Source organism: Paraburkholderia sp. EB58, from assembly GCF_050436665.1.
GTDB lineage: Bacteria > Pseudomonadota > Gammaproteobacteria > Burkholderiales > Burkholderiaceae > Paraburkholderia.
Window position 1 is genome coordinate 29987 of the sequence record NZ_JBNDMQ010000042.1, and the last position, 22159, is coordinate 52145.

The window sequence follows — 22159 nt, forward strand, 5'->3', positions numbered from 1 at the left end:
TACGCTCCGCAAGTTTCACCTCATATTTCGACGCGCGAACCCAGCTCGATCACCCGGTTTGCGGTCAACTTGAAATAAGCCGCAATGTTGCCGATATTGTGCGCCATCACGCCGAACAGCCGTTCACGCCACACCGGCATGCCCTTGCCTCCGGTCGCCACCACGGTGGCATGACTGAGGAAAAAGGACACCTGCGCCGGATCGACCACCAGTCCCTTCGGTTCGCAGTCGCGCAGTGCCTGCGGCAAGTTGGCCTCGTCCTTGAAGCCGTAGGCCACGACGATGCAGTAACAGTTGTGGCCTAGCGGCGTGATCGCCACGCGCTGCTCGCGGGGCACAAATGGCACATCCAGGTTGGTCACGTGCACAAACAGCGTACGCTCGTGCAGCACGTGGTTGTGCTCCAGGTTGTTGACCAGCGCGTGCGGCACGGCGTTGATGTCGATGTTCAGGAACACGGCGGTGCCGGGTACGCGTATCGTGTCCTTCGCAAACAGGCAGTCCAGGTACTCGGCCAGCGGCAGCTCGCCGGCATGGGTACGGGCCTCGTCGACCATCAGCTCACGGCCGCGGTGCCAGGTGGACATGACGACGAACATGATGGCGCCCAGCAGCAGCGGGAACCATCCGCCATCCGCGAACTTGAGCAGGTTGGCCGAGAAGAACGTCAAGTCGATGACGAAGAAGAAGCCGGTGGCCAGCACGCACAGCAACCAGTTGTAGTGCCAGGCGTAGCGCACCACGTAGAACGTGAGGAAGGTGGTGATCATCATGGTGCCCGTGACCGCGATACCGTAGGCCGATCCCAGCGCCGTCGAGGAACCGAAGCCCAGCACCGCCGCCACCACGGCGATCAGCAGCAGCCAGTTGATGGCGGGCACGAAGATCTGGCCCGCCTCACGCTCGGAGGTGTAGACGATGCCCATGCGCGGCATGAAGCCCAACTGCATGGCCTGCTTGGTCATGGAAAACGCGCCGCTGATCACCGCCTGCGACGCGATCACCGTCGCCACCGTGGCCAGCACCACCATAGGGAACAACGTCACCGCCGGGAAGAGGTGGAAGAAGGGGTTGTCCACGGTCTTGGGGTCCGACAACAGCAGCGCGCCCTGGCCCAGGTAGTTGAGCCCCAGAGCCGGTAGCACCAGGGCGAACCACGACAGGCGGATCGGCGGCGCGCCGAAGTGGCCCATGTCGGCATACAGCGCCTCGGCGCCGGTCAGCGCCAGCACCACCGCGCCGAGCGAGACAAAGGCCACCCAGCCGTTGCGCAACAGGAATGCGAGGCCCACGAACGGGTTGAAAGCGGCCAGGATGGCCGGCGAGCGACCGATGTTGAGCAGTCCCGACACCGCAATGACGCCGAACCACAGCACCATCACCGGCCCGAACACCGCGCCGATGCCGGCCGTGCCGCGCCGCTGCACCAGGAACAAGGCGATCAGCACGACAAGCGCGATCGACACCACGAAGGGCTTGAGCTGCGGTTCCGCCACTTGCAGCCCTTCCACCGCGCTGAGCACCGAGATGGCCGGTGTGATGACACCGTCGCCGTAGAACAGCGCCGCGCCGAATACCCCGGCGAGCAGGAGCCCGTTGCGCAGGCGTGGCCGATCCATCACCGAACTGGAGGCCAGCGCCAGCAGCGCCATGATGCCGCCCTCGCCGTGATTGTGGGCGCGCATGATCAGCGTCACGTACTTCAGCGTCACCACGATCATCAACGACCAGATGATGAGCGACACCACTCCCACCACGTTGGCATGAGTGAGCGTTAACCCGTGACCCGAGTCGAATACCGTACTCATCGTGTAGAGCGGACTGGTGCCGATGTCGCCGAACACAATGCCGATGGCGGCCAGCGCCAGCTTCGCCATTGACTTGTCGACGTGGCCGGCATGGGCGCCGGTTTGTGGGCCTGATGACGATTGCATGAATGGCTCCTTCTCAGTGGATGGTGCCTTCCGCCAGCGAACGGTGGGCCGGCCCGCAAGCGCCGGGCGGCCCGTCTGGTCACGCTGCTTCTCCTGCAATGGGCTGCCCAGCGGCGCCAGCCTATCTGCTACAGCGTACAGAATAAAGGGCGCGTCTCAAAGAGCTCTGGCTTCGGCGCTTACCCTGACACTACCCCTAGGTGCCAATCACGACATACACGACTGCCAGCGGCGCTGTCGAGCCTCCCGGCAAGGCTGCGCGCAGCGGAAAGCCAACGGTACCGCGTACGGCGACAAATCGCGACATCTGAAAGCGCAAGCCCGCGCCGACACTAACCAGCGAACCGTTGCTCTGCTCGGCCGGCTCATCGATGCGGTTCCAGACGTGTCCGGCATCGACGAACAGAAAAGGCTGCAGCGCTGTGCCCGTCGCGCCGAATCCGAGCGGCGGCGTGCGCAGTTCCGTCTGCAGATTCCAGCCCCGGTCGCCCAGCACGACATACGGCTCGTAGCCGCGCACGCTGCTATCGCCGCCCAACCCCAGTTCCTCGCTGGGCAGCAGCGTATTCGGCGTCCACTGGAACACGCCTCGCGCATACAGCGAAAATCCGGCGCCAATCGCCACATCGCGCTGCGCCGAAGACTGCAGGTACGCGTAGCGCGCTGTCGCGCCGAGGCGCGAGGTGTTGAAGGCCGCGTCATTGTCATCGCCGTCGAAGTGCCCGGGACTCAGGACAAGCGTTGCATTCGCGGATGCCTGGCCGAGCGTGTCGGTTTTGCTGACGTCATAGGCAAAGACGAATTGATGGATGTGGGTATTCGAACCGAACACCTGGAAGCCGCCGAATTCGAGGTTGTTATTCGACCGCTTGAAGTCATAGCCAAACTGCAACTGCTGCTGCCACTGCCCTGACGACACGATCCGCCAGTCGTAACGAAAGCTCAGTTGAGCTGAGATTCCGGTCTGTCCGTAACTGTCCGGCAGATCCGGCGTACTCTGCGCATACATGCCGAATAGCTCGACCCGATCGAGCCACGGCAGCGGCGCGCTGTAGTTGAATGAATGACCTACGAAGCGCGGGCGGTTAGCACCGCCGAAGATATCCGGGCGGCCGTCGAACAGGTCGCTGTTCGTCGTGAGCTGGTAGCCGATCTCCTGATCGAGACCAAACAGATTGCCGTAGTCGATTCCCGCGAAGAAGCGGTCCCGGCCAAGCTGGCTCACACCCGCATTGTCGTAGCCGGCACTCAGGCGCAGCGGCAGACGGTCTTGCGTTTCCAGCACGACGTCCGTCGAGTCTTCAGCCGCCCCAGGCGTGTACACCACATCCACCGTCCGATATGGATTCAGGTTGAGTAGTGCCAGCCCCGAAGTCACCTCGGCTTCGCTGATCGATTCGCCGCTGGTGAGCGGCATTTCTCCGGTCAGCAGCCGATCGGAGAAATAGCGGTTACCGCGCGCGATCACCTTACCCAGGCGGTAGCTTGCCACCGCAATCCGCACGACGCCGCCCGACACATCCTGCTCGGGAACATACACGTCGACAAGCGGTTGCCCCGCCTCGCGATAGCGCTGCACAACTGCGCGGCGTATCTGCGCAAGCCGTCCGAACGTCATGGGCCGGCCGAGGTCGGTTAAGAAGCCGGCGAGGAACGACGCGTCGAGTAGCGGCAGACCCTGCGCGGTGATCGCTCCCTGCGCTGCCTGCGTGACGGGTGACTGAACACGGTGATCGGCGGCGAAGACCAGGCCGCGCAGCGTCTCGACGGCCACCTGCGTGGCGTTGAGGTCGCCCGTGGAGGGAACCGGTGGCGCTGGTTGGTGCGCGGCTGCGGGGGGTGGCTGGGGCGTCACGTCACGATACGATTGCGCCGCCGCCGCGCTCGCAAAAGCGATCAGGGCGGCGCCCATCCCCGCGCGGGTGGCAGCAAGCGCCCGCTTACGCGGCGACTCGCAACGCTGGCCGCTCAAGGCTCAACTTGCCATCGCAGTACAGGCGAAGTCGCACCAGCCGGGATCGCCCACGTTCCGTTGGGACTGAAATTCCAGCTCGAACCGAAGCTGGCCGGAACGCTCATTTGCGCGGTCGTCAAACCATTGGCAGCGGGAATCTGCGTACCGTTGGCTACGCCCGGAGCGCCACCCGCGGTGTCTGCGTCCCAGAAGACGTTATTCGCGATGGTGCCCGTGTTCTCCTCGGCAATCCCGCCGTACGGCGCGCCCGGGGGACCTCCCGCCGCCCGCGTCGCAGCAGAGTAGGACTCTTCAATTAATCCGGCGTTGTTCCCGACCAGACCGCCGGCCCCAACTTCAGTGCTGATCGTTCCGGTGGCGTAAGACTGGTTGATGACGCCGGTCGACGAGTTCGTACCAACGAGGCCGCCCTGCACGCCGTGAGTCCCGCCGTTTACGTTGCCCGTGGCGTATGACTGCAGGATCAGACCGTTGTTGGTGCCGACAAGGCCGCCAGACGAGCCCTGCCCGTTGAGTCCCGCGCTGCTCCAGGAGCGCTCGATTGTGCCGTCATTCTGACCGGCCACTCCGCCGCCACTGCCCGTTCCGAAGCTTCCTTCGCTCAACGCGCCGGTGCTGTACGAGTTCGTGATCAGACCAAGGTTGTCGCCTGCAATGAGGCCGATGCGTGCGAATATACTCGAGCCGGATGCATCGACCACGCCCAGGTTGCGCACGACACCTGCTGTGCCTACTGTCGAGAATAAACCGATGGCCCCGGTAGTGGACTCCGAATTCGTCGTCGCATAATCAAGTCCGCTGATGGTGTGTCCCATTCCGTCGAACTGGCCGGTAAACGGCGTAGCCGGTGTGCCGCCGATTGGGTTGGATGAGACTGACGGGTCAGCCTGGATATTGTTGCCAAGAGCGTAGATGCCTGCGAGGTTCTGCGAGACGTTGTTCAGATCCGCGAGCGTGTTCACGAGTTGATACGCCGTGACCTGCGTCAGCAGTCCGCTAAACGGAGCAGCACTCCACGCGCTATTGCTTCGTATCGTGCCGGGTTGCCAGCTACCGGTCATGTCGTAGAGCGCAGAAACGATGCCCGTGCTCTTCGACCAGTCGATCGTGCCGGCGTTGGTTACGCTGCCGCCGTTGTCGATTCCGGCAGCATCCGCGCGCAAGGTCAGATTGCCGCTTCCTGTATTGGCGACGGCGACATGCTGTCCGAGGTCGACCGTGTGATAGGCATTCAGCGCAAGCGACGCAGCGCCCTTCCAGCTCAGGCTGGACGATACGGTCAGGTCGCCGCTAGTGCCGCCGGCGCCCGTCGTCGTCACGTCCACTGAGGTTCCGAGCGACAGGTTCTGCGCGAGTGCGCTGGCCGTGGCCGCGTCGATCGTGAAGGTGGGCGCGGTCAGATTCCACTGTGCCGCATCGACAGTCGCGCCGTGGACATTCAACGTCTTGCCGCTCATATCGACCGTGCCACCGCTGCCGTTTGCATTCGCCGCCTCGATGGTGTCCTGGGCATTGACGTTGCCGGTGCTTGCAACCAGCCAGACATGGCCGTCGCGCGTGGCTGTGCCCGTCGCGCGCAGCACGCTGTGACTTCCGGCAAGCGCGTACACGTTGCCGTCCGCAGCCTGCAGATTGATCTGCGCCGCCCGAATCGTGCCTGAGTTGAGCACCTGCCCGGCGCTGCCGGCTTGCACGAACACCTGCGGACCTGAAGACGAATCCTGCAACAGAACCTGGCTACCGGCGGCAAGCTCGGCGGTTCCGTTGGGCGCCGTCACGGTGCCCTGGTTCGAGACGGTCGTGCGCGAAATCAGGAATACATCGCCGCCAGTCGAGCTGATCGCGCCGAGATTAACGACAGTGCCCTTACCATTGCCGCTGAGCGTTAGCGATCCGCCGTTCATGAACGCGCTGTTGGATACGCCGAGCGTCGAGGCAACAAAGCGGCCACCTGTGGTGATGACGCCAGTGGGCCCCACCAGCACACCCTGCGGATTGATCAGGTATACGCTGCCGGTCCCGCTCAGCAACCCGCTAATCGACGAAGGACTGCTGCCGGTGACAACGTTCAGCGTCGCGCCCGAGCCATTGTTGATCGTGACGTGTTGCCCCGCACCAATCGAAAAGGTATTCCAGTCGATCACACCGCGCGTGCTTGTCTGCGAGATGCTGAGCCCGGAACTGCCGCTGGTGATCTTGCCGCTGCCTGCAACAAACTGGCCGCCTTGCGGAAGCACGCCCGCCGCGTGCGTTAAAGGCACCCAGAAAGAGGCCGCGATGGGTATAAGCAGTGTGACAACGGGCCGGTGCATAAAGCGGAGATGCAAACCATGCACCCGTTTCTTGTAACAAAGTGGAACGCGAGGTGAAAAGGAAAAATAACGAATCGGCAGGACCAACGCTACTCGATATCCAAGTCGCGACATGTCTTCCTCCAGGGCACAACGACCGCTTTGGCCACGGCACTGCCCGGCATACAAAAAACTCGCAATACCGGTCGAGATACCAGGTATTTGACGCCCGGAAAAACATTAAACGATGGAATGGGGTGAATCAATATCGACCGGGCAAGATTCATTATAAAAGCACTCGCCACGAAAATTAGCCCAATATGTCTGAGGAATAATGAAGGTTAAGTGGTCTACCGCACAGTTCCCTTGACAATACTTGTATAGGTCGATTTGAGGCGTTGAATCATTTGCGACGGCACAAAATAACAGTTTGCGAAGCGGCCGTCGCGCACGGTCAGTGGATCGTTGGCACCTGCATTTCGTCGAGCAGATTATCCGCGTGGTCGAGGTGATGCATCACCCATAGCATGTAGCGTACGTCGACCTGAATCGAGCGCGTTTCATCGGGGTTGAACAGCCAGCCGGAGCTAACGCCCTCCCAATCGCCGTCGAATGCGAGACCGACCAGTTGCCCATTGCGGTCCAACGTCGGCGAGCCAGAGTTGCCACCGGTGATATCGAGGTTCGCAAGAAAATTGACGGGCAGCGTGCCGTTCTCCGCCGAACCGAACCCGTCGAACGCCTTGCTTCGAATCGCCGCCAGTTCCGCCGGCGGCGCGTTGAACGGCTCGACTCCGGTGTTTTTCTGGACGATGCCTTCGACGGTCGTGAACGGCATGTATTCGACCGCATCACGTGGTTTGTAGCCCTGTACCGTGCCGAAAGTGACGCGCAGCGACTTGTTCGCATCGTGGTAAACCGGCAGCCCGTGCGCTGCGTTGAACGCAACCAGCGCAGCCATGTATTTGGCGCGGGCAGCGGATTCGTTGCCTTCAAACGTCTTCTGTTCGTGCTCAACGGCGAGCAGATCGGGCATCAGGTCGCGCATCAGCTTGATCCACGCATCGTTGCTCGCGTCGATCTGCGCGGGCGTCGTCGACAGCAACGCTACCCGCGCCGCGGTGTCGGTCAGCCTCGTACCGGCATAAAGCGCCGCAACTTTACGCGTCAGGGCGGCTTCGTCGCTCGCGCCGTCAAGCCATCGGTCAAGTGCCGGCAGACGTTCACCGGACGGCAGTTTTACGTAGTGTTGCAGGTCGTAGACGAACATCCGCTGATCGACACCCGGATCGAACCGGCGATCGAGCTGTTGCTGCTCGCCGAGCAAGCTGATTTCATCGCGCTTTTGAAAGCCGTCCTCACGCGCAAGGTCGGGCTTCTGCTTTTCTTGTGCAAGACGTACGATCTGATAGGACGCGTGAAACAACCCGTTATATTGCATGATACGCAGTACGAAATCACGGTCACTCAATTTCAACTGTGCATCGACGAGTTGGCGCAGATTCGCGACGCCCGCCTGCAACCCGGCGCCGTCGAGTGCGCCGCCGGGCTTTTGCTGAGCAAGCCATTGATCGAGCGCGGCTTCCTGGGAACGCTTCACGGCAAGTGCATTGCTGCGCGCCAGCCCATCGAGAGTGCCTTGCCAGAATTTCATCGCGTTGTTCAGGTTCGCGACGAAGTCCGCGTATTTGACGTCGACTTCCGGATGGGTCTTGCCTGCGGTATCGAGCATCGCGATCAGGTCCTTGCAGGCGCTGATCCTTTCTGGGTATTCCCTATCAATCGTGCTTTGCAATTCGTCGGCCAGCCGGTAGCGGTCTGTCTGCGCCGGATAGCCCGCCGCCATCACAAAGTCGCCGGCACGCACACCTTTCGGATTGACCGTAAGCCAGTCCTTCGGACGATAAGGCACGTTGTCCTTCGAATACGATGCCGAACTGCCGTCCTTCGCGACGTAAGCTCGCAGGAAGGTGAAATCGCCTGTGTGACGCGGCCACATAAAGTTGTCGACGTCACCGCCGAAGTTGCCGATGGATAATGGCGGCGCATACACGAGCCGTACGTCTCGCAGTTCCTTCTGCTTGATGAGCTGATAGTCATAGCCGCCGCTAAAGGTGTACACGTCGCAGCGATAGCCTGGTTGCTCGCAGGCTTCTACGAGATCCTTTTTTACCTGATCGATGGCAACGAAGCGTGCATAGCCGTCCATCTCCGGCTTGAGCGCAGCGTTGATGCGATCCGTGACGTCGCTGATCTGCTCGGTCACGTAGACACGTTGGGTTGGGTCGGCCGGCAGTTCGTCGCCCTTGGTGTGCGCGAGAAATCCGTCGTTGATCAGATTCTTTTGCGGCGTGGAGTTGTATTGCAAGGCGGAATAGCCGCAGTGGTGATTCGTCACAAGCAGGCCATCCGGCGAAACGAAGGATGCCGTACAAAACCCAAGGCTCACGACTGCATCGAGCGGCCATGACTTAAGCGTTGAGAGTTGTTTGGGATCGAGAGCCAGCCCGCGTTGTTCAAGTCGGCCAGCCAAGCCTGGCAGTTGCGGCGGCTGCCACATGCCTTCATCGGCGTACGCGTCATTCAAGTTGAATATTGTCCACGCAACGAGCATCATGCCTGCCGCCAACGAAGTCTTTAGCATTATGTCCTCAAGGGTTTTTGTGTGACTTTCGCGAACGGGCTAGCCTAACTCACTCGATTCTTCCTCGCAATCCGCCCAAAATGACAAAGTCGACATTCGTTAGGTTCGCGAAAGCTCTGCAATCGTCGTGACCAGGCTGGGCGTAAAGATTTCGCCATCCTTGTCGATATACTGCCTGAAGTGCCGCGCCATCGCGTGGCTGGCTCCTCGTTCCGGAAGACTATGATTCGAATCAGGAATTCCCTTCTGGCAAAGCCGGTCCTGTTCATTTTCGCGGGGATTGGCATCACGCTTGCCACCACCGGCGTCACGGCGGTCTCGCTGTATCAGATGAGGCTGGACGCCATGGCGCAGGCCCGCAATACCGCACAGAACCTCGTGCTCTCCCTGCAAAAGGAGACCGAGCGTAATCTCGACATCTACCAGCTTGCAATGCGGGATGTCGTGACCAGTATGGAGACCCCCAGCATCCTCCAGCTCCCTCCCGAAGTCCGGCGGCTCGTCGCTTTCAGCGCGGCCAACAGTGTAGGAGAACTGGGCGTGATATTCGCGGCAGATGCTGCTGGCAACGCCGTCCTCGACTCCCGTTCGAATCCGCCGCCAACGTTCAATGTGAGCGACCGCGATTACTTCGTAGTTCAACAACAGCAGAAAGGGACGGGGCTGTATCTCAGCAAGCCCTTCGTGCCGCGGGTGGGCAATACTGTGCAACCGTCGATAGCGCTAAGCCTGCGTCTCAATGATGCAAACCGCCAATTCGCAGGTATTGTTGCAGGTACGCTCCGGCTAAACTATTTCCATCAATTGTTCGAAGGCTCGATACTCGGCGATCACGGAACCCTCACCCTGTTGCGCACAGACGGCACTGTCCTGATGCGGCAACCGTATCACAGGGACGATATAGGCAGCACACTCGCCGGCGGCCATTCCTTTCCCCCGCTCGTGCAATCGGATCAGGGAACCTATGTCGACGTTGCTGTACTCGACCACATCGAGCGCCTGTACAGTTTCAGACGGATCGGGAAATATCCACTGGTCGTGGTCGTTGGTCTGGCGACTGAAGACATCTACGCCGGCTGGCGTAAGCGGGCATTTGCCATTGGTATGGTGACTGCCATACTGAACGCGCTTACCATCATGCTGGTTCTGATGTTCAGCGGACAATTGCGTACGCGATTCGCAATGGAACGTCAGTTGCAGACGCTGGCATGGTTCGATGCCTTGACCGGCTTGCCCAACCGGGCGCAACTCAACAAGGAAACGTTCCGTATCCTAACGAACGCCAGCCGGGATTCGTCACAGTTCGCGATACTGTTTATCGATCTGGACCGTTTCAAGCGCGTCAACGATACGCAGGGCCATTCTGCCGGTGACGAAGTGTTGAGCGAAATCGCGCGGCGTCTGCGCAATTGCGTCCGAGGTGAAGACGTGATTGGTCGCCTCGGTGGAGACGAATTTCTGGCCGTGCTGCAAAACTGTGACGTACATAGGGCGGCCCACGTAGCCGGGCGGATCCTGCAGGCCCTGTACCAACCTATCACCGTCAACGCAAAATACGACACCAGCATCACGCTGAGTGCGAGCATCGGCGTCTCACTGTATCCACACGACGGACAGGACGCCGATACCCTGCTGCGTAATGCAGACATGGCAATGTACAAGGCGAAGAGCACGGGACGCAACCAGGTGCATTTCTATGCTCCCCTGTATGAGCGTCAGGCCAAAGAACAGCTCGAACTGGAAATCGCGCTGCAACGTGCCTTGCAAGGGAGAGGCCTGAGCGTTGCCTACCAGCCCAAGGTCGATGTGACGGGAGCACTGCATGGGGCCGAGGCCCTGGTTCGGTGGCACGACGAGAAACTCGGGATCGTTCCACCGGACCGCTTCATTGCCATCGCGGAAGAAAGCGGCCTGATTGCAAAACTGGATGCCTGGGTGCTGGACGAGGCTTGCCGTCAACTCGCTGAGTGGCGCGCCGTGGGAATCAACGTACCCAACATATCCGTGAATGTCTGTGCCGCCGACTTCAAGCGTCCAGACTATCCAGGCTTTATCGCGCACACCTTGCGAGTTCATGGTCTGAAGCCTGCCAGCCTCATCCTGGAGATGACCGAGCGAGTCATGTTTGACGAGTCGGCCGATGGTATTCATACGTCGCTCGAGGCGATCCATGCCCTTGGAATAGCGCTGTCGATCGATGACTTCGGTACAGGCTACTCGTCGCTGACCTATCTGCACCGGTTCCCCGTCAAAGAGCTCAAGATTGACAGAAGCTTTGTGCGGGGTATCGGGGTCGACGCAATGGCCGAATCTCTGGCACAGACTGTCATAAACATTGGCAACATGTTGAAGCTGAGTGTCGTCGCTGAAGGCGTAGAAACGCCAGCACAGCGCGATTTTCTGCATCACCACGGCTGCCTAATGTACCAGGGTTATCTGTACTCGCCGCCGCTGCCGCCGGAAGACTTTGCGCGCTGGGTGGAAAAGCATCGGCAGCAAACACCGGCTGGTGGATCGGGCTAAGGTTTCGTGACCGGGGCATGCAGCTTCTGCAACTCGGAACGGCGCCAGTCCGCCGGCGTCATGCCCATGTGTTGAGTGAAGGCGCGCCTGAATGCAGCCACGGACTTGTAGCCGACGTTCTCGGCCACGACCTCGGTGGAAACGCCTGGCCGTTTCAGCTCATTGGCGGCCAACGCCATTCGGACATCGGTCAAAAGGTCATTGGGCGAGCGTCCCACCTTCTCCTGAAAGTGACGAATCAGTGTCGCGCGCGACATGCTGCAGAGGTCGGCTAATGTGGACAGGGTCCACTCGCGTGCCGGCTCGTTGAATATGACCGCGAGTGCCGGGGCTAGACGCGGATATCCAGCGAGTGCCAGTAGCCCGGTGGCGGCTTCGTCGGACTCGCTGGCCATGCGTAGCGCCAGCGCGAAAAGAGCCGCCGACAGCGCGTTCATCATCGCGTAGCCTCCCAGGTTGCCCAGGTTCGATTCCCCCCGCATCAGCGCCACGAGGCCGTTCAGTTGGGCAGGCGTCTCGCCGTCACCGGAACCCTCGGCGGTCGATGTTCGGATGACAAGCCGAGTAGGCAGATACGCGCGAACAAACCGGTCATGTGGCGGCGCCAAAACGATTCGGCCGCAGAGCATGTCAAGGCGCTCGCCAGTCCCTTTATTTTCGCTAATGATCAGATTTAAGCCTTCACGTTGACGTGCAGGCTTCGGCCGCGCCCCACTGCCGTCATGAAGGATATGGGCGGAACCGTGCGTCAACATGACGATGTCGCCGGCGCAAAGGTTCTGCGGCCTGCCGGTGCCGGGCGTCTCCAGGATGGCGGACCCGCTGAGCACGATGTGATAGGGCATCTCGCCTGCATCCGAATCGCCGTAGACGACCTGCCAGGGTGCGCCATACGAGCATCGAAGTTCCAGTTGGCCGCGCACGGTCATCATGCCGAGCAGGCGGCTGAGCCAATCCAGTGGAGGTGACATGTTTTGCCTCAGATGATACTTTTGAGCATTTTATTGATAATTTACGGTCTCAACAAGCTCATTATGTCGCTCTAAAGTGGAGGCTCCTAACCACCACTGAATGAGGTCCATCATGAGTCGCATCGCTATCCCCGCTGTTACGAACGCCACTGGCGCTACCGCCGATGTCTATGCACAAGTCCGGAAAATCGCCGGCGGCAGCGTGCCTAACCTGTTCGCGGCGCTGGGCCATCTCGCTCCCGCAACATTGAGCGCCGCGTTGAACGCCGAAGGTGCGCTGGCGTCCAGCAGTCTGAGCAAGCAGGATCTGGAAACTATCAAGCTGCTCGTTAGCGAGCAGACCGGCTGTGACTACTGTGTCGCCGCGCACGCGATGTTGGGGAAGATGGTCGGCCTGTCGCCCGAAGCACTCAAGCAGATTCGCGCAGGTCAGGCGACGGGAGATGCAAAGCGCGATGCGCTTGTCCACTTCGTGCTGAATCTGCAGACCACGCGCGGCACGATCAGCGAAAGCGAATTTGCGGCCATTCGTGCTGCCGGCTACAGCGACACGCAACTGGCCGATATCTCGTTGACTATCGCCATGACGATCTTCACTAACACGTTCAACCGCATTAACGACACCGACGTCGATTTTCCGCCGGTCAAGTGACACCCGCGTTGCCGGGCGGATAGCTCATGCAATGGCGCACCGCCCGCTACGCGTATGTTCTCAGGCAGACGGCTGGATTCCTGCCTCGCAGTACTAACTAACCTTTAGCTGAATGTGAGGAAATCATGTCTCAAGTTGAACATTTCGATACGTTGATTCTCGGCAGTGGGCAAGGCGGTAAGCTGTTGGCGTGGCATCTGGGCCGATCCGGACAACGCGTGGCCGTGGTCGAACGGCAGTGGGTAGGCGGCTCCTGCCCCGCCGTCGCTTGCTTGCCTAGCAAGAACGAAATCTGGAGCGCGCGAGTTGCGCATCTGACGCGAAATGCTGCTCAGTTTGGCATGACGACGGGTCCCGTCTCCGTCGACATGGCAAAAGTGCGCGAGCGCAAGCGCGGCATGATCGAAAGAGAAGCAGCGTTTCATGTGCAGGCGTATGCGTCGAGCGGCGCTGAATTGATTATGGGCGTTGGCCGGTTTGTCGGACCGAAGACGATCGAGGTTCAACTCAATGATGGCGGTACGCGCACGCTCAGCGGTGATCAAGTGGTGGTGAACGTAGGCACGCACGCCGCGATTCCTGATGTGCCGGGACTGGGCGCCGCCGAGCCGTTGACCCATATCGGGGCGCTGGATCTTGACTACGCGCCGTCGCATCTCGTCGTGCTGGGTGGCGGTTATATCGGCATTGAGATGGCGCAGGCTTATCGCCGCTTCGGCAGCCGTGTGACAATCGTCGAGCGCGGGTCCCGGCTGATGAGTCGCGAAGACGCGGACGTTAGCGAAGAGATGATGCGCATTGTCCGGGCGGAAGAGATTGACGTTGTGCTGGGTGCCGAAGTGATCGGTGTCGAAGGCCGCTCCGGAACGCAGGTCCGCATTGTCGTGCGCATGGCTTCAGGAGAGCAGACGATTGATGGCAGCGACATTCTTGTTGCGTCAGGACGCATTCCGAACACGGCCGACATCGGCCTGGAGCAGGCAGGCATCCAGCTTGACGAACGCGGATACATTCGCGTGAACGACCGGTTGCAAGCGTCGGCGCCAGATGTCTGGGCGATCGGTGAAGTCGCGGGCAGTCCGCAGTTCACGCATGTATCGGTCGATGACTTCAGGATCGTGCGCGACAACATGGCCGGCGGAAATCGCAGAACGTCCGACCGTCTGGTTCCGTACACGCTGTTCACCGATCCGCCGCTCGCGCGCGTGGGCTTGAGCGAAAGCGATGCGCAGCGCGACGGCATCGCGGTACGTGTCGCGACGCTGCCGATGAGCAACGTGCTGCGAACGGAAGCAACGGATGAAACACAGGGCTTCATGAAGGTCCTCGTCAGCGCGAACGATGATCGCATTCTGGGCTTCACGATGATCGGCTCGGAAGCGGGAGAAGTGATGGCCGCGATGCAGACGGCGATACTCGCTGGGCTTCCATATCAGACGCTCCGCGATGCGGTCATCTCGCACCTGACTTTCGCTGAAGGATTCGGGCCGCTTCTGTCGAACGTGCCTGCGAGAGCAACGGAATGAGGACCGTAGGCGGCTAGGTCAAGGCAAAAAGCGCTTGTTGTGCGAAGCCCGTCAGAGATCGACGGGCTTCTCGCGTGGCGTACGCTCAACCCGGAAGCTGGTCACTCGTGCTGCATTCTTTTCGACTTGCGCGTATTTTTTTGCGCGGCATTTATATCGATGCGTTTAATCTTGCCCTGCCTTGAATAAGTCGCGCAGGTCGAGAAAAAATGTCAGCCGACGAGCAAGTACAAATCATCAGGATTCAAGAAGATAATCGTGTTTTCGTGGACATGCCCGACGACGCGAGCAACCCATGCCTTTCATGTGGAGCTTGCTGCAAGCACTTCAGGATTTCCATGTACATCGGCGAGATGGCCGGTCACGGCGGGACGGTTCCAGATGAACTCGTGAGCAAGGTCAACCCAGTCATCGCATGCATGAAGGGTACCGAAGCCGGGGCTGGGCGATGCGTTGCGTTGCTGGGTGAAGTGGGGAAACCGGGAATTGGCTGCGCCATCTATGCGCAGCGACCCACGCCGTGTCGAGAGTATCGCGTATGGCTTGAAGACGGGTCTCCCAATCCTGATTGTCAGCGCCTCCGCGCGAACATTGGATTGCCGCCACTTCAGGCCACTTGTTGCACACACGCACAAGCTTCGTGGCTTTAATCTTCGAGGACAGCGTCTGACCTTAGCCCAAAGTAAGACGCCGTAATCGCCAGCCGGCCATTTACCTTTCCGCAACTTTCACCGAAGTTGTCTTTAGCTGAGGGATTCTCCACACTCCTCTCAAACGTATCTAAATGTAACTTAGTGTTTCTAGCCGTAAATCACCGCAAGCTGAAACGTGCGCCTGTACCCGCGTACGAGGCATCAGTGCGCCACGCGATCGCGGTAATAAACACGGCGGATCGTTCACCGAGGGAATTGAAGAACATGAACGAGGGCGACACGCTAAGCCTCATCAGGGAGGTCAACCTGTCCTATGTCATGCTGGCCCAGCGTCTGCTTCGCGAGGACAGGCTGATCGGCATGTTCCGGCTCGGGCTGTCGGCGCAAAGCGCCGAGCTTCTTGCGACGCTCACCCTCGCGCAAGTGGTCAAGCTCGCTGCGTCCGATCAGTTGCTGTGCCAGTCTCGTCTAAACAACCACACCATCCTGTCTACATTGACTCAATCCGACGGACACGTAGATGTGACGCCCGCGCATACGGCGATCCTGCTCGCCAGTCAAAAGGCTGAACAATTCGTCTAAGGAGGATTCCTGAATTTCGAGTACCGGGTTCCAGTTTCTTGAATCACCTAGCCTCCCCGTGCCAATACCTCGTCGGGCGCATGCGTGACAATCGATTTCAACGCCACCCGCGCCTCGGCCAATTTGCCGAGATCCGGCGTGGGCCGTCGCAACGCGTCGTCACGGCTGAACGCGCTTTCAAGCGCCTGAGCGATATCCAGGACGCGGCGGTCGCCGCGAAACGGCCCCACGAGCTGGAGCCCGAACGGCAGGCCGGCATGATCCGCCCCGCACGGCAACGACAGCGCGGGATTCGTCAACAAGCTCACGACATACGTCAACCCAAGCCACCGATAGTAGTTTTCGAGCGGACGTCCATCCATTTCCGCGAGATAAGGCCTTTGCCAGGGAAATGGCGAAACCGGGCAGGTTGGCGAGACGATCAGGTCGTAGCGATCGAACATCGCCTGAAAACGGCGGAATATCCGGGTTTGCTCGGCATGTGCCCACACCGCGTCACCGAGCGACATGGCGAGTCCCATCTCGTAGTTGGTCCGAGTGTTCGATCCCAGCAGGTCAGGATCGCGCTCGTAGATCTCCTTGAAGCTCGCGATAAAGTTCTGCGCGCGGAGCACGTCGAAGCAGCGGTCCACCTCGCCCAACTCCAATTTCACCGGTTCGCATACCCCGACGTAACGCGACAGTGCGGCGATCTTCGCGCGAAAGGTCTGCCGCGTCGCGTGAGATACCTCACATGCATCGAAGTCTTCTGTGTAGCCGATTCGCAGCGTGTTGAGATCGACTTCACGTGCCCGAAGGATCGTCCGGAAATCGCACTCGACCCCGAGCGGCTCGCCATCGTGCAAGCCCACCATCGCCGCCAGTTGCAAACGCGTGTCCGCAACATCGCGACCCATCGGTCCCGATACCGACAGCGGCGACCAGCCGAGCAACCGCGTATCGCCCGGCACAAGGCCTGGTGAAGGCCGAAAGCCCACGATACCGCAAAGCGCCGCAGGGATGCGCAGTGAGCCGCCCGTATCGGTACCCGTGCACAGCGGCAGCATGTCCGTTGCCAAAGCAACTGCGGAGCCGCCCGACGAGCCTCCCGCGTTCAACGCAGGATCGAACGGATTGCCGGTGGCGCCCCAGACGGCATTGCGTGTATTGGCGCCTGCGCCCATTTCCGGCGTATTGGTCTTCGCGGTCAGAATCGCCCCCGCTGCACGCAAACGCGCGACCATCGCACTATCGTGCAACGGCACGTTGGCGTGGAAAATCGGTGAACCGTAGGTCGTCAGTAAGCCTGCGGTCTCCTCCAGATCCTTCACGCCAAGCGGCAAACCGTGCAACAGGCCCAACTTTTCGCCGCGCATGACGGCCTGTTCCGCGACGCGTGCTTCACTACGCGCATGCTCGAAACGCGTTGCCGCAAGGGCATTGACCGCTGGGTTGAGCGCATGCATCTGCGCGATGCACGCTTCGAGCAGTTCGACCGGCGAAACCTGACGGCTTGCGATCAGTCGTCGGGCGTCCACCGCCGACAAGGTGTTCAAGGCAAGGGAATCCATATTCACTCTTTAACGGCCGACTATCGGCTCTCCGCGACCCGGTCCACAGTAGCGCAAGGTCACAGCGTCAGCCCGATTTCATCTGAAGCGGGCTCTCAGCGGCCAGCCATTGGTTCACATATTCGACCACCGCATCCCGCGTGTTCTCCAGATGACTGCGGGTCTGTGAATACACGGCTTCGGCGTCGCCCGCCTCGTATGCTGCCAGAAGTGCCGCATGTTCGCTGTTGTTCGATGCCATGATGTCCTCGTTCACATGCATCGAAAGACTCACGTACGGACGGGCCGCACGCGAAAGCGACTCAGCGATATCGAATAAGCGCGTTTGCGCCTGACTCTTCACGAGGCTTTCGTGGAACGACTCGTTGAGCAGCGACCACTCCTCCGGAGAACGCGTGGCCACCATGGCCTCGTGGCTGCGTTTCGCGGCCTCGAGATCGGCGGCCGTAATGCGCACGCAGGCGCGTTGCGCAAGCATGGGCTCGAGCATCATCCGCAGTTCATAGATGCCTGCCGCGTCCGCCACTGTCAGTCCTCTCGTCAATACACCCTTATTCGTGTCGATCGATACAAGCCCTTCCGCCCGCAGGTCACGAAACGCCTCGCGTACCGGTGTCGTGCTGACATGAAGGCGCTTCGCCACCTCTTCCTGGCGCAGGTGCGTGTTGGCCGGATAAAGGCCTTGCAGGATCTCCGCCCGCAACGTGCTCAGCACATATTGTTGAGCTGTCCGATAGAATCTGGCCAATGCTTACCCCAGTACCGTTTCGATCCATGCGGCCGTTTGCAGGGTCTGTAAATCGTCGCCCTGTCTGCCGAGCACCTGAAAGCCCAATGGCAGACCGCTTTGCGAGCGTCCTGAGGGGACCGTGACGGCGGGCACACCAAGCAGACTCCAGGGCGCGCAGAAGGTCGCGTCGCCGGTGTCGGCCAGACCTTCGGGTGCTGGGCCGGTCGCCGGGACGGTCACAATCGCGTCGCAACCGTCAATCCAGGCCTCGTACTCGTTGCGCATCCTCGCCTGCAGTTCCAACGCCGCCGCATACTTCTCGGCCGGGACCGCCGCGCCCGCCGTCGTCAACGCGCGCATATGCTGGCTGATCAGGTCAGGATGCTCCGCCGCCGCGGGCCCGACCGCGCGCGCCGCCTCCACCTGCAAGATAGTCTGCAACGCGTCGAGCATCGACGGCATGCTGTCAAACGGGTCCAATTCGACAAGCGTCGCACCGGAGGCCTGCAGCCGTGCGAGCGTTGCTTCGAAATTGGCCTTCTGTTCGTCGCTCACACGCTCCCAGAAAGGCGTTCGTACGACACCCATTTTGCTCGGCCGCCGCACCGTAAAGTATTCGCTCCACGCATTGAGATCCGCAATCGCGTCGGGATTGGCGTCCACGAACAGTGCGTGGCAAACCGCAGCACCTTCCACCGTGCGGGCAAAAAAACCAATGTGATCGAGCGAAGGCGCTAACGGATGCACGCCCACCGAAGGCACCTTACCGTGGCTCGGTTTATAGCCGACCACGCCACAAAACGCGGCCGGCCGGATCACCGAGCCCACCGTCTGCGTGCCGATGGCAAGCGGCACGATGCCGGCCCCGACTGCCGCCGCCGAACCGCTCGACGAACCGCCGGGCGTATGAAGCCGGTTCCATGGATTCACCGTCGGTCCCGGTTCGCGCCAGGCAAACTCGGTCGTCACCGTCTTGCCGAATACGACACCGCCGAACGCCTTGATACGGTCGACAATCCACGCGTCCTCAGTTGGCCTGAATCCCGCGTAAATCGGCGAACCGTAGGTGGTGGGCATGTCCTTGGTTGCCATCAGATCCTTCACGCCGATCGGCACGCCTGCGAGTGGCTTTGCCGCAGCGCCTCCGGTCTCATAAGCATCAGGGCGGTAGACAAAGGCCTTCAACCAGGGTTCGCATTCCTGCGCGCGGCGCTGCGCCGCTTCAAGTCGTGCGCGACAAGTTTGCTCATTGCCACGACTCGCCATCAGCCCAGCAACGAATGAGTCCGTTTTTGCGCTCATTTTGCAGTGGCCTTGGCAAAGGAATCGTCTACCGCGCTGTCGTACGTCACGCTGCCGGGCTTGATATTGCCGATGTACTCCTGCAGGTCCAGCGCATTGCGGAATGCCTGCTCGGAGATCTCAGGCGTCGGAGCATAGATTTTCTGGCTGGTCAGGCGGTCGACTGCACTCTCCACGATTTTCTTGTCGAGCGTCGGAAACTCGGCAACGGCCACCGCTTTTGCCATGTCGGGTGATTGCTGGATCAGCGCTTCTGCCTGGGCAATGGACTTCACGAAGGCCGCCACCATCGCCGGCTTCGACTTGATCGTGGCAGCTAGCGTATCCATCGTCGAAAAGGCGTAGCCGCCGGGATACGCTTTGGGAAACGCATAGATCACCTTGTAGCCCGAGGCGATGCCCTGATCCACTTGCGGCTCGTAAAGCGCGGCGGCAGCGGCGCGTCCCGCTGTGACGGGCGCGAGCTCGGTGCCGATCTGCACCGTATTCAGATTTACGTCAGCAAGCTTCTCCTGCTTGATCAAGCGCTGCAACAGATAGGTGCTGGTCGTAGGCGGCAGCGCCGTCGAGACCGTTTTACCCCCCAGATCGGCCTGACTCTTGAGTGCGGAATCCGGTGGCGCGATGACCCATACCGGCACCCCGGCCACGACGTTAGCCACGTTGACAAGCGTCGCACCCTTCAGATTGGCCAGCGCGGCCGTCATCGGATCCTGCAGGGAGAAATCGGCATGGCCGCCGATCACGGCAGCCACACCCTGCGCGCCGCTGCCCGCCGTCACTTTCTGCACATCCAGACCATTCTGCGCAAAGAACCCTTTGTCCATCGCAACATAGAGCGGCAGGTACATGATGGACTGGAACGCCTGATAGACGACGACCTTCTCCGGCGCGGCGACTGCCGGTTGCGTTGCGGCCGCTGCTGCGGCGAGCAACGCGCCCCTAGCCAAGACCTGTTTGAACCCGTTTGCGACGAGCCTGTTGCGCAACGATCTGTTTTGCACTGACATGAATGACTGCTTCATCGTTTCGTTTTCCATGAAATGATCCGATTTTCCGCGAGTTGAACGATCCAGGAGAGCAGCGTCGCCATCAACGTCAAAATGATGATGCCGAGCCAGACCGTATTGAGGTCGAACAGCGAGCCGGCCACAAATACCGCGTGACCGAGGCCAGATTGGGATGCAATGTACTCACCGACGACAGCGCCGATCAACGCGAAGCCGATATTCACGCGCAGCGTGGAGAAAATCCACGGCAACGCCCCCGGCACGATCAGCTTGCGAAAGATCATGCCCGGTTTCGCATTGAATGAACGAAACAGGTTCAACAGGTCAATGTCGACCTCGCGCGCGGCCGCGCACGAAGAAATCATGGCCACTGCGAAGGTGGAGATGCCGGCTAGCCAGACTTTCGAAGTCATGTCCGAACCGAACCAGATAACGATCAGCGGTCCGAGCGCAATCTTTGGAATACTGTTTAGGATTACTGCGAACCCTTCCGTGACACCGGCGACGCGCGGCACGAACCACAGCAGTAGACCGAGCGCGATCCCCAGCCCGCTGCCAATCACGAGCCCGAGGACTGTTTCGATAAGGGTGGTGAGCGTGTCCGGCACCAGCGTACCCTGCGTCAGCCCGATGTCCGCAGCCTTGTAGATGCCGAGCGGCGAGCCGAACAACTGACCGTTGATCCAGGCATGCCCGGCGGCCACCTGCCAGAACACCACCAACGCGACCATGATCAGCGTGACGACCGTACCCGTGGCCGCCCGGCTCTTCAAACGTTTGGCGCGTGGCCGCTGGCGCGCTGCGCCTGCTGAAATTACTGCGTCACTCATGTCGACGCTCCCGCATGATGGATGGTATTACTGCGCAGTCCGCCCCAGATTCGCTTATGCAAGGTACGGAACTCCGGCGCCTCGCGGGCCGATACGGCTGTGCGCGGACCTTGGGTCGAAAGCTTGACGTCAACCGAGTCTTCGATGCGCGCCGGCCGCCCGCCGAGCAGGATCACACGATCGCTCATGGCAATCGCTTCCTCGATGTCGTGCGTGACCAGCACGACGCTCGTACCAGTGCTTTGACGCAGCGACATCACGTCGTCCTCAAGCGCGAGCCGCGTCTCATAGTCGAGCGCCGAGAAGGGTTCGTCAAGCAGCACAAGGGTGGGATCGACAAGCAAGGTCCGGGTCAACGCCACCCGCTGCCGCATGCCGCCGGATAACGCCTGCGGATACGCATCGAGCACCGAGGTGAGACCATAGCGCGCCAGCATGTCGCGGGCACGCTCGATATCGGCGCGCGTCACCTTTCTGTAAAGCTCGATGCCAAGCAACGCGTTTTGCAGTACTGAACGCCACGGCATCAATAAATCTTTCTGCAGCATGTAGGCGATGCGGCCCCTGGTGCCGTCCGGACGCGCACCGATTTCAATGCGGCCCGCCTGCGCGGTGAGCAAACCCGAAATGAGGTTGAACAGCGTGCTTTTGCCTGCACCGCTGCGGCCGACGATCGAAACGATCTCGGCCGGCCCTACGCTGAAGTTAAGACTCGAAAACAACGCGGTCTGTACGCCGTCGTCGGTTTCGAATCCATGATTGAGCCCCGCTACGATCAAGCTTGCGCCTGCTTCGGGCTGACTCGAAGGCGCGGCCATTGCAGAATCCACTGGCATCATCCTGTTCGGTGAGTACGTTGGCATGCTCAAAACCCGGTGCGGCAGGTTTTGCGGACGAACGTACCCCACCAGGCTCGCAATCAGGGAGCCTGCAAGGTGCCAGAAAGTCGCTCAACGAGCTGTGCCGGAATCGGTTGTGCACAATGC

The 22159-nt window shown here is 60.6% G+C and carries 16 protein-coding genes; 5 read left to right on the plus strand and 11 right to left on the minus strand.

Annotated features, from left to right (window positions below):
• Window positions 1–20: 20 nt before the first annotated feature.
• From P3T40_RS38140 to P3T40_RS38155, 4 genes are all read right to left on the minus strand, one after another.
• Window positions 21–1934 (minus strand): potassium transporter Kup, encoded by a 1914-nt coding sequence (locus P3T40_RS38140; RefSeq protein ID WP_429272868.1) that lies wholly within the window; start codon window positions 1932–1934, stop codon window positions 21–23.
• Window positions 1935–2130: 196 nt separating this feature from the next.
• Window positions 2131–3846 carry a ShlB/FhaC/HecB family hemolysin secretion/activation protein gene (locus P3T40_RS38145; protein WP_429272895.1) on the minus strand — a complete coding sequence of 572 codons (1716 nt, stop codon included), beginning with the start codon at window positions 3844–3846 and terminating at the stop codon, window positions 2131–2133.
• Window positions 3847–3902: 56 nt separating this feature from the next.
• Window positions 3903–6170 carry a beta strand repeat-containing protein gene (locus P3T40_RS38150; protein ID WP_429272869.1) on the minus strand — a complete coding sequence of 756 codons (2268 nt, stop codon included), beginning with the start codon at window positions 6168–6170 and terminating at the stop codon, window positions 3903–3905.
• 484 nt (window positions 6171–6654) lie between these two features.
• Window positions 6655–8844, minus strand: coding sequence for a S46 family peptidase (locus P3T40_RS38155; RefSeq protein WP_429272870.1), 2190 nt, complete (start codon window positions 8842–8844; stop codon window positions 6655–6657).
• Between the two features lie 222 nt (window positions 8845–9066).
• Here P3T40_RS38155 and P3T40_RS38160 point away from each other — a divergent pair, with 222 nt between their 5' ends.
• Entirely contained in the window at window positions 9067–11367 is a 2301-nt protein-coding gene (locus tag P3T40_RS38160; RefSeq protein ID WP_429272871.1) for a bifunctional diguanylate cyclase/phosphodiesterase, read from the plus strand.
• Here the strand turns inward: P3T40_RS38160 and P3T40_RS38165 are convergent.
• On the minus strand, window positions 11364–12338 hold the full coding sequence (locus P3T40_RS38165) for an AraC family transcriptional regulator (protein ID WP_429272872.1): 975 nt from the start codon (window positions 12336–12338) through the stop codon (window positions 11364–11366). The genes P3T40_RS38160 and P3T40_RS38165 overlap by 4 nt on opposite strands.
• Before the next feature lie 112 nt (window positions 12339–12450).
• Between P3T40_RS38165 and P3T40_RS38170 the strand changes: the two genes are divergently transcribed.
• From P3T40_RS38170 to flhD, 4 genes are all read left to right on the plus strand, one after another.
• On the plus strand, window positions 12451–12990 hold the full coding sequence (locus P3T40_RS38170) for a carboxymuconolactone decarboxylase family protein (protein ID WP_429272873.1): 540 nt from the start codon (window positions 12451–12453) through the stop codon (window positions 12988–12990).
• Between the two features lie 125 nt (window positions 12991–13115).
• The gene (locus P3T40_RS38175) at window positions 13116–14516 is read left to right on the plus strand and encodes a mercuric reductase (RefSeq protein ID WP_429272874.1); all 1401 of its coding nucleotides are present in this window, start codon (window positions 13116–13118) and stop codon (window positions 14514–14516) included.
• 272 nt (window positions 14517–14788) lie between these two features.
• On the plus strand, window positions 14789–15166 hold the full coding sequence (locus P3T40_RS38180; protein ID WP_429272896.1) for a YkgJ family cysteine cluster protein: 378 nt from the start codon (window positions 14789–14791) through the stop codon (window positions 15164–15166).
• Window positions 15167–15433: 267 nt separating this feature from the next.
• Window positions 15434–15751, plus strand: coding sequence for a flagellar transcriptional regulator FlhD (gene flhD, locus P3T40_RS38185; protein WP_429272875.1), 318 nt, complete (start codon window positions 15434–15436; stop codon window positions 15749–15751).
• Window positions 15752–15798: 47 nt separating this feature from the next.
• On the opposite strand, the gene P3T40_RS38190 is transcribed toward flhD, so the two are convergent.
• The 6 genes from P3T40_RS38190 to P3T40_RS38215 form a co-directional block, all read right to left on the minus strand.
• Window positions 15799–17301, minus strand: a complete 1503-nt coding sequence (locus P3T40_RS38190) for an amidase (protein ID WP_429272876.1) — start codon at window positions 17299–17301, stop codon at window positions 15799–15801.
• Between the two features lie 67 nt (window positions 17302–17368).
• Window positions 17369–18049, minus strand: coding sequence for a GntR family transcriptional regulator (locus P3T40_RS38195; protein ID WP_429272877.1), 681 nt, complete (start codon window positions 18047–18049; stop codon window positions 17369–17371).
• 3 nt (window positions 18050–18052) lie between these two features.
• Window positions 18053–19333, minus strand: a complete 1281-nt coding sequence (locus P3T40_RS38200) for an amidase (RefSeq protein WP_429272878.1) — start codon at window positions 19331–19333, stop codon at window positions 18053–18055.
• The gene (locus P3T40_RS38205; RefSeq protein WP_429272879.1) at window positions 19330–20373 is read right to left on the minus strand and encodes an ABC transporter substrate-binding protein; all 1044 of its coding nucleotides are present in this window, start codon (window positions 20371–20373) and stop codon (window positions 19330–19332) included. The genes P3T40_RS38200 and P3T40_RS38205 overlap by 4 nt, the downstream gene beginning before the upstream one ends.
• The gene (locus tag P3T40_RS38210; RefSeq protein ID WP_429272880.1) at window positions 20355–21173 is read right to left on the minus strand and encodes an ABC transporter permease; all 819 of its coding nucleotides are present in this window, start codon (window positions 21171–21173) and stop codon (window positions 20355–20357) included. The genes P3T40_RS38205 and P3T40_RS38210 overlap by 19 nt, the downstream gene beginning before the upstream one ends.
• Complete coding sequence (locus P3T40_RS38215) at window positions 21170–21991, minus strand: ABC transporter ATP-binding protein (RefSeq protein WP_429272881.1); 822 nt, start codon at window positions 21989–21991, stop codon at window positions 21170–21172. The genes P3T40_RS38210 and P3T40_RS38215 overlap by 4 nt, the downstream gene beginning before the upstream one ends.
• Window positions 21992–22159 lie beyond the last annotated feature (168 nt).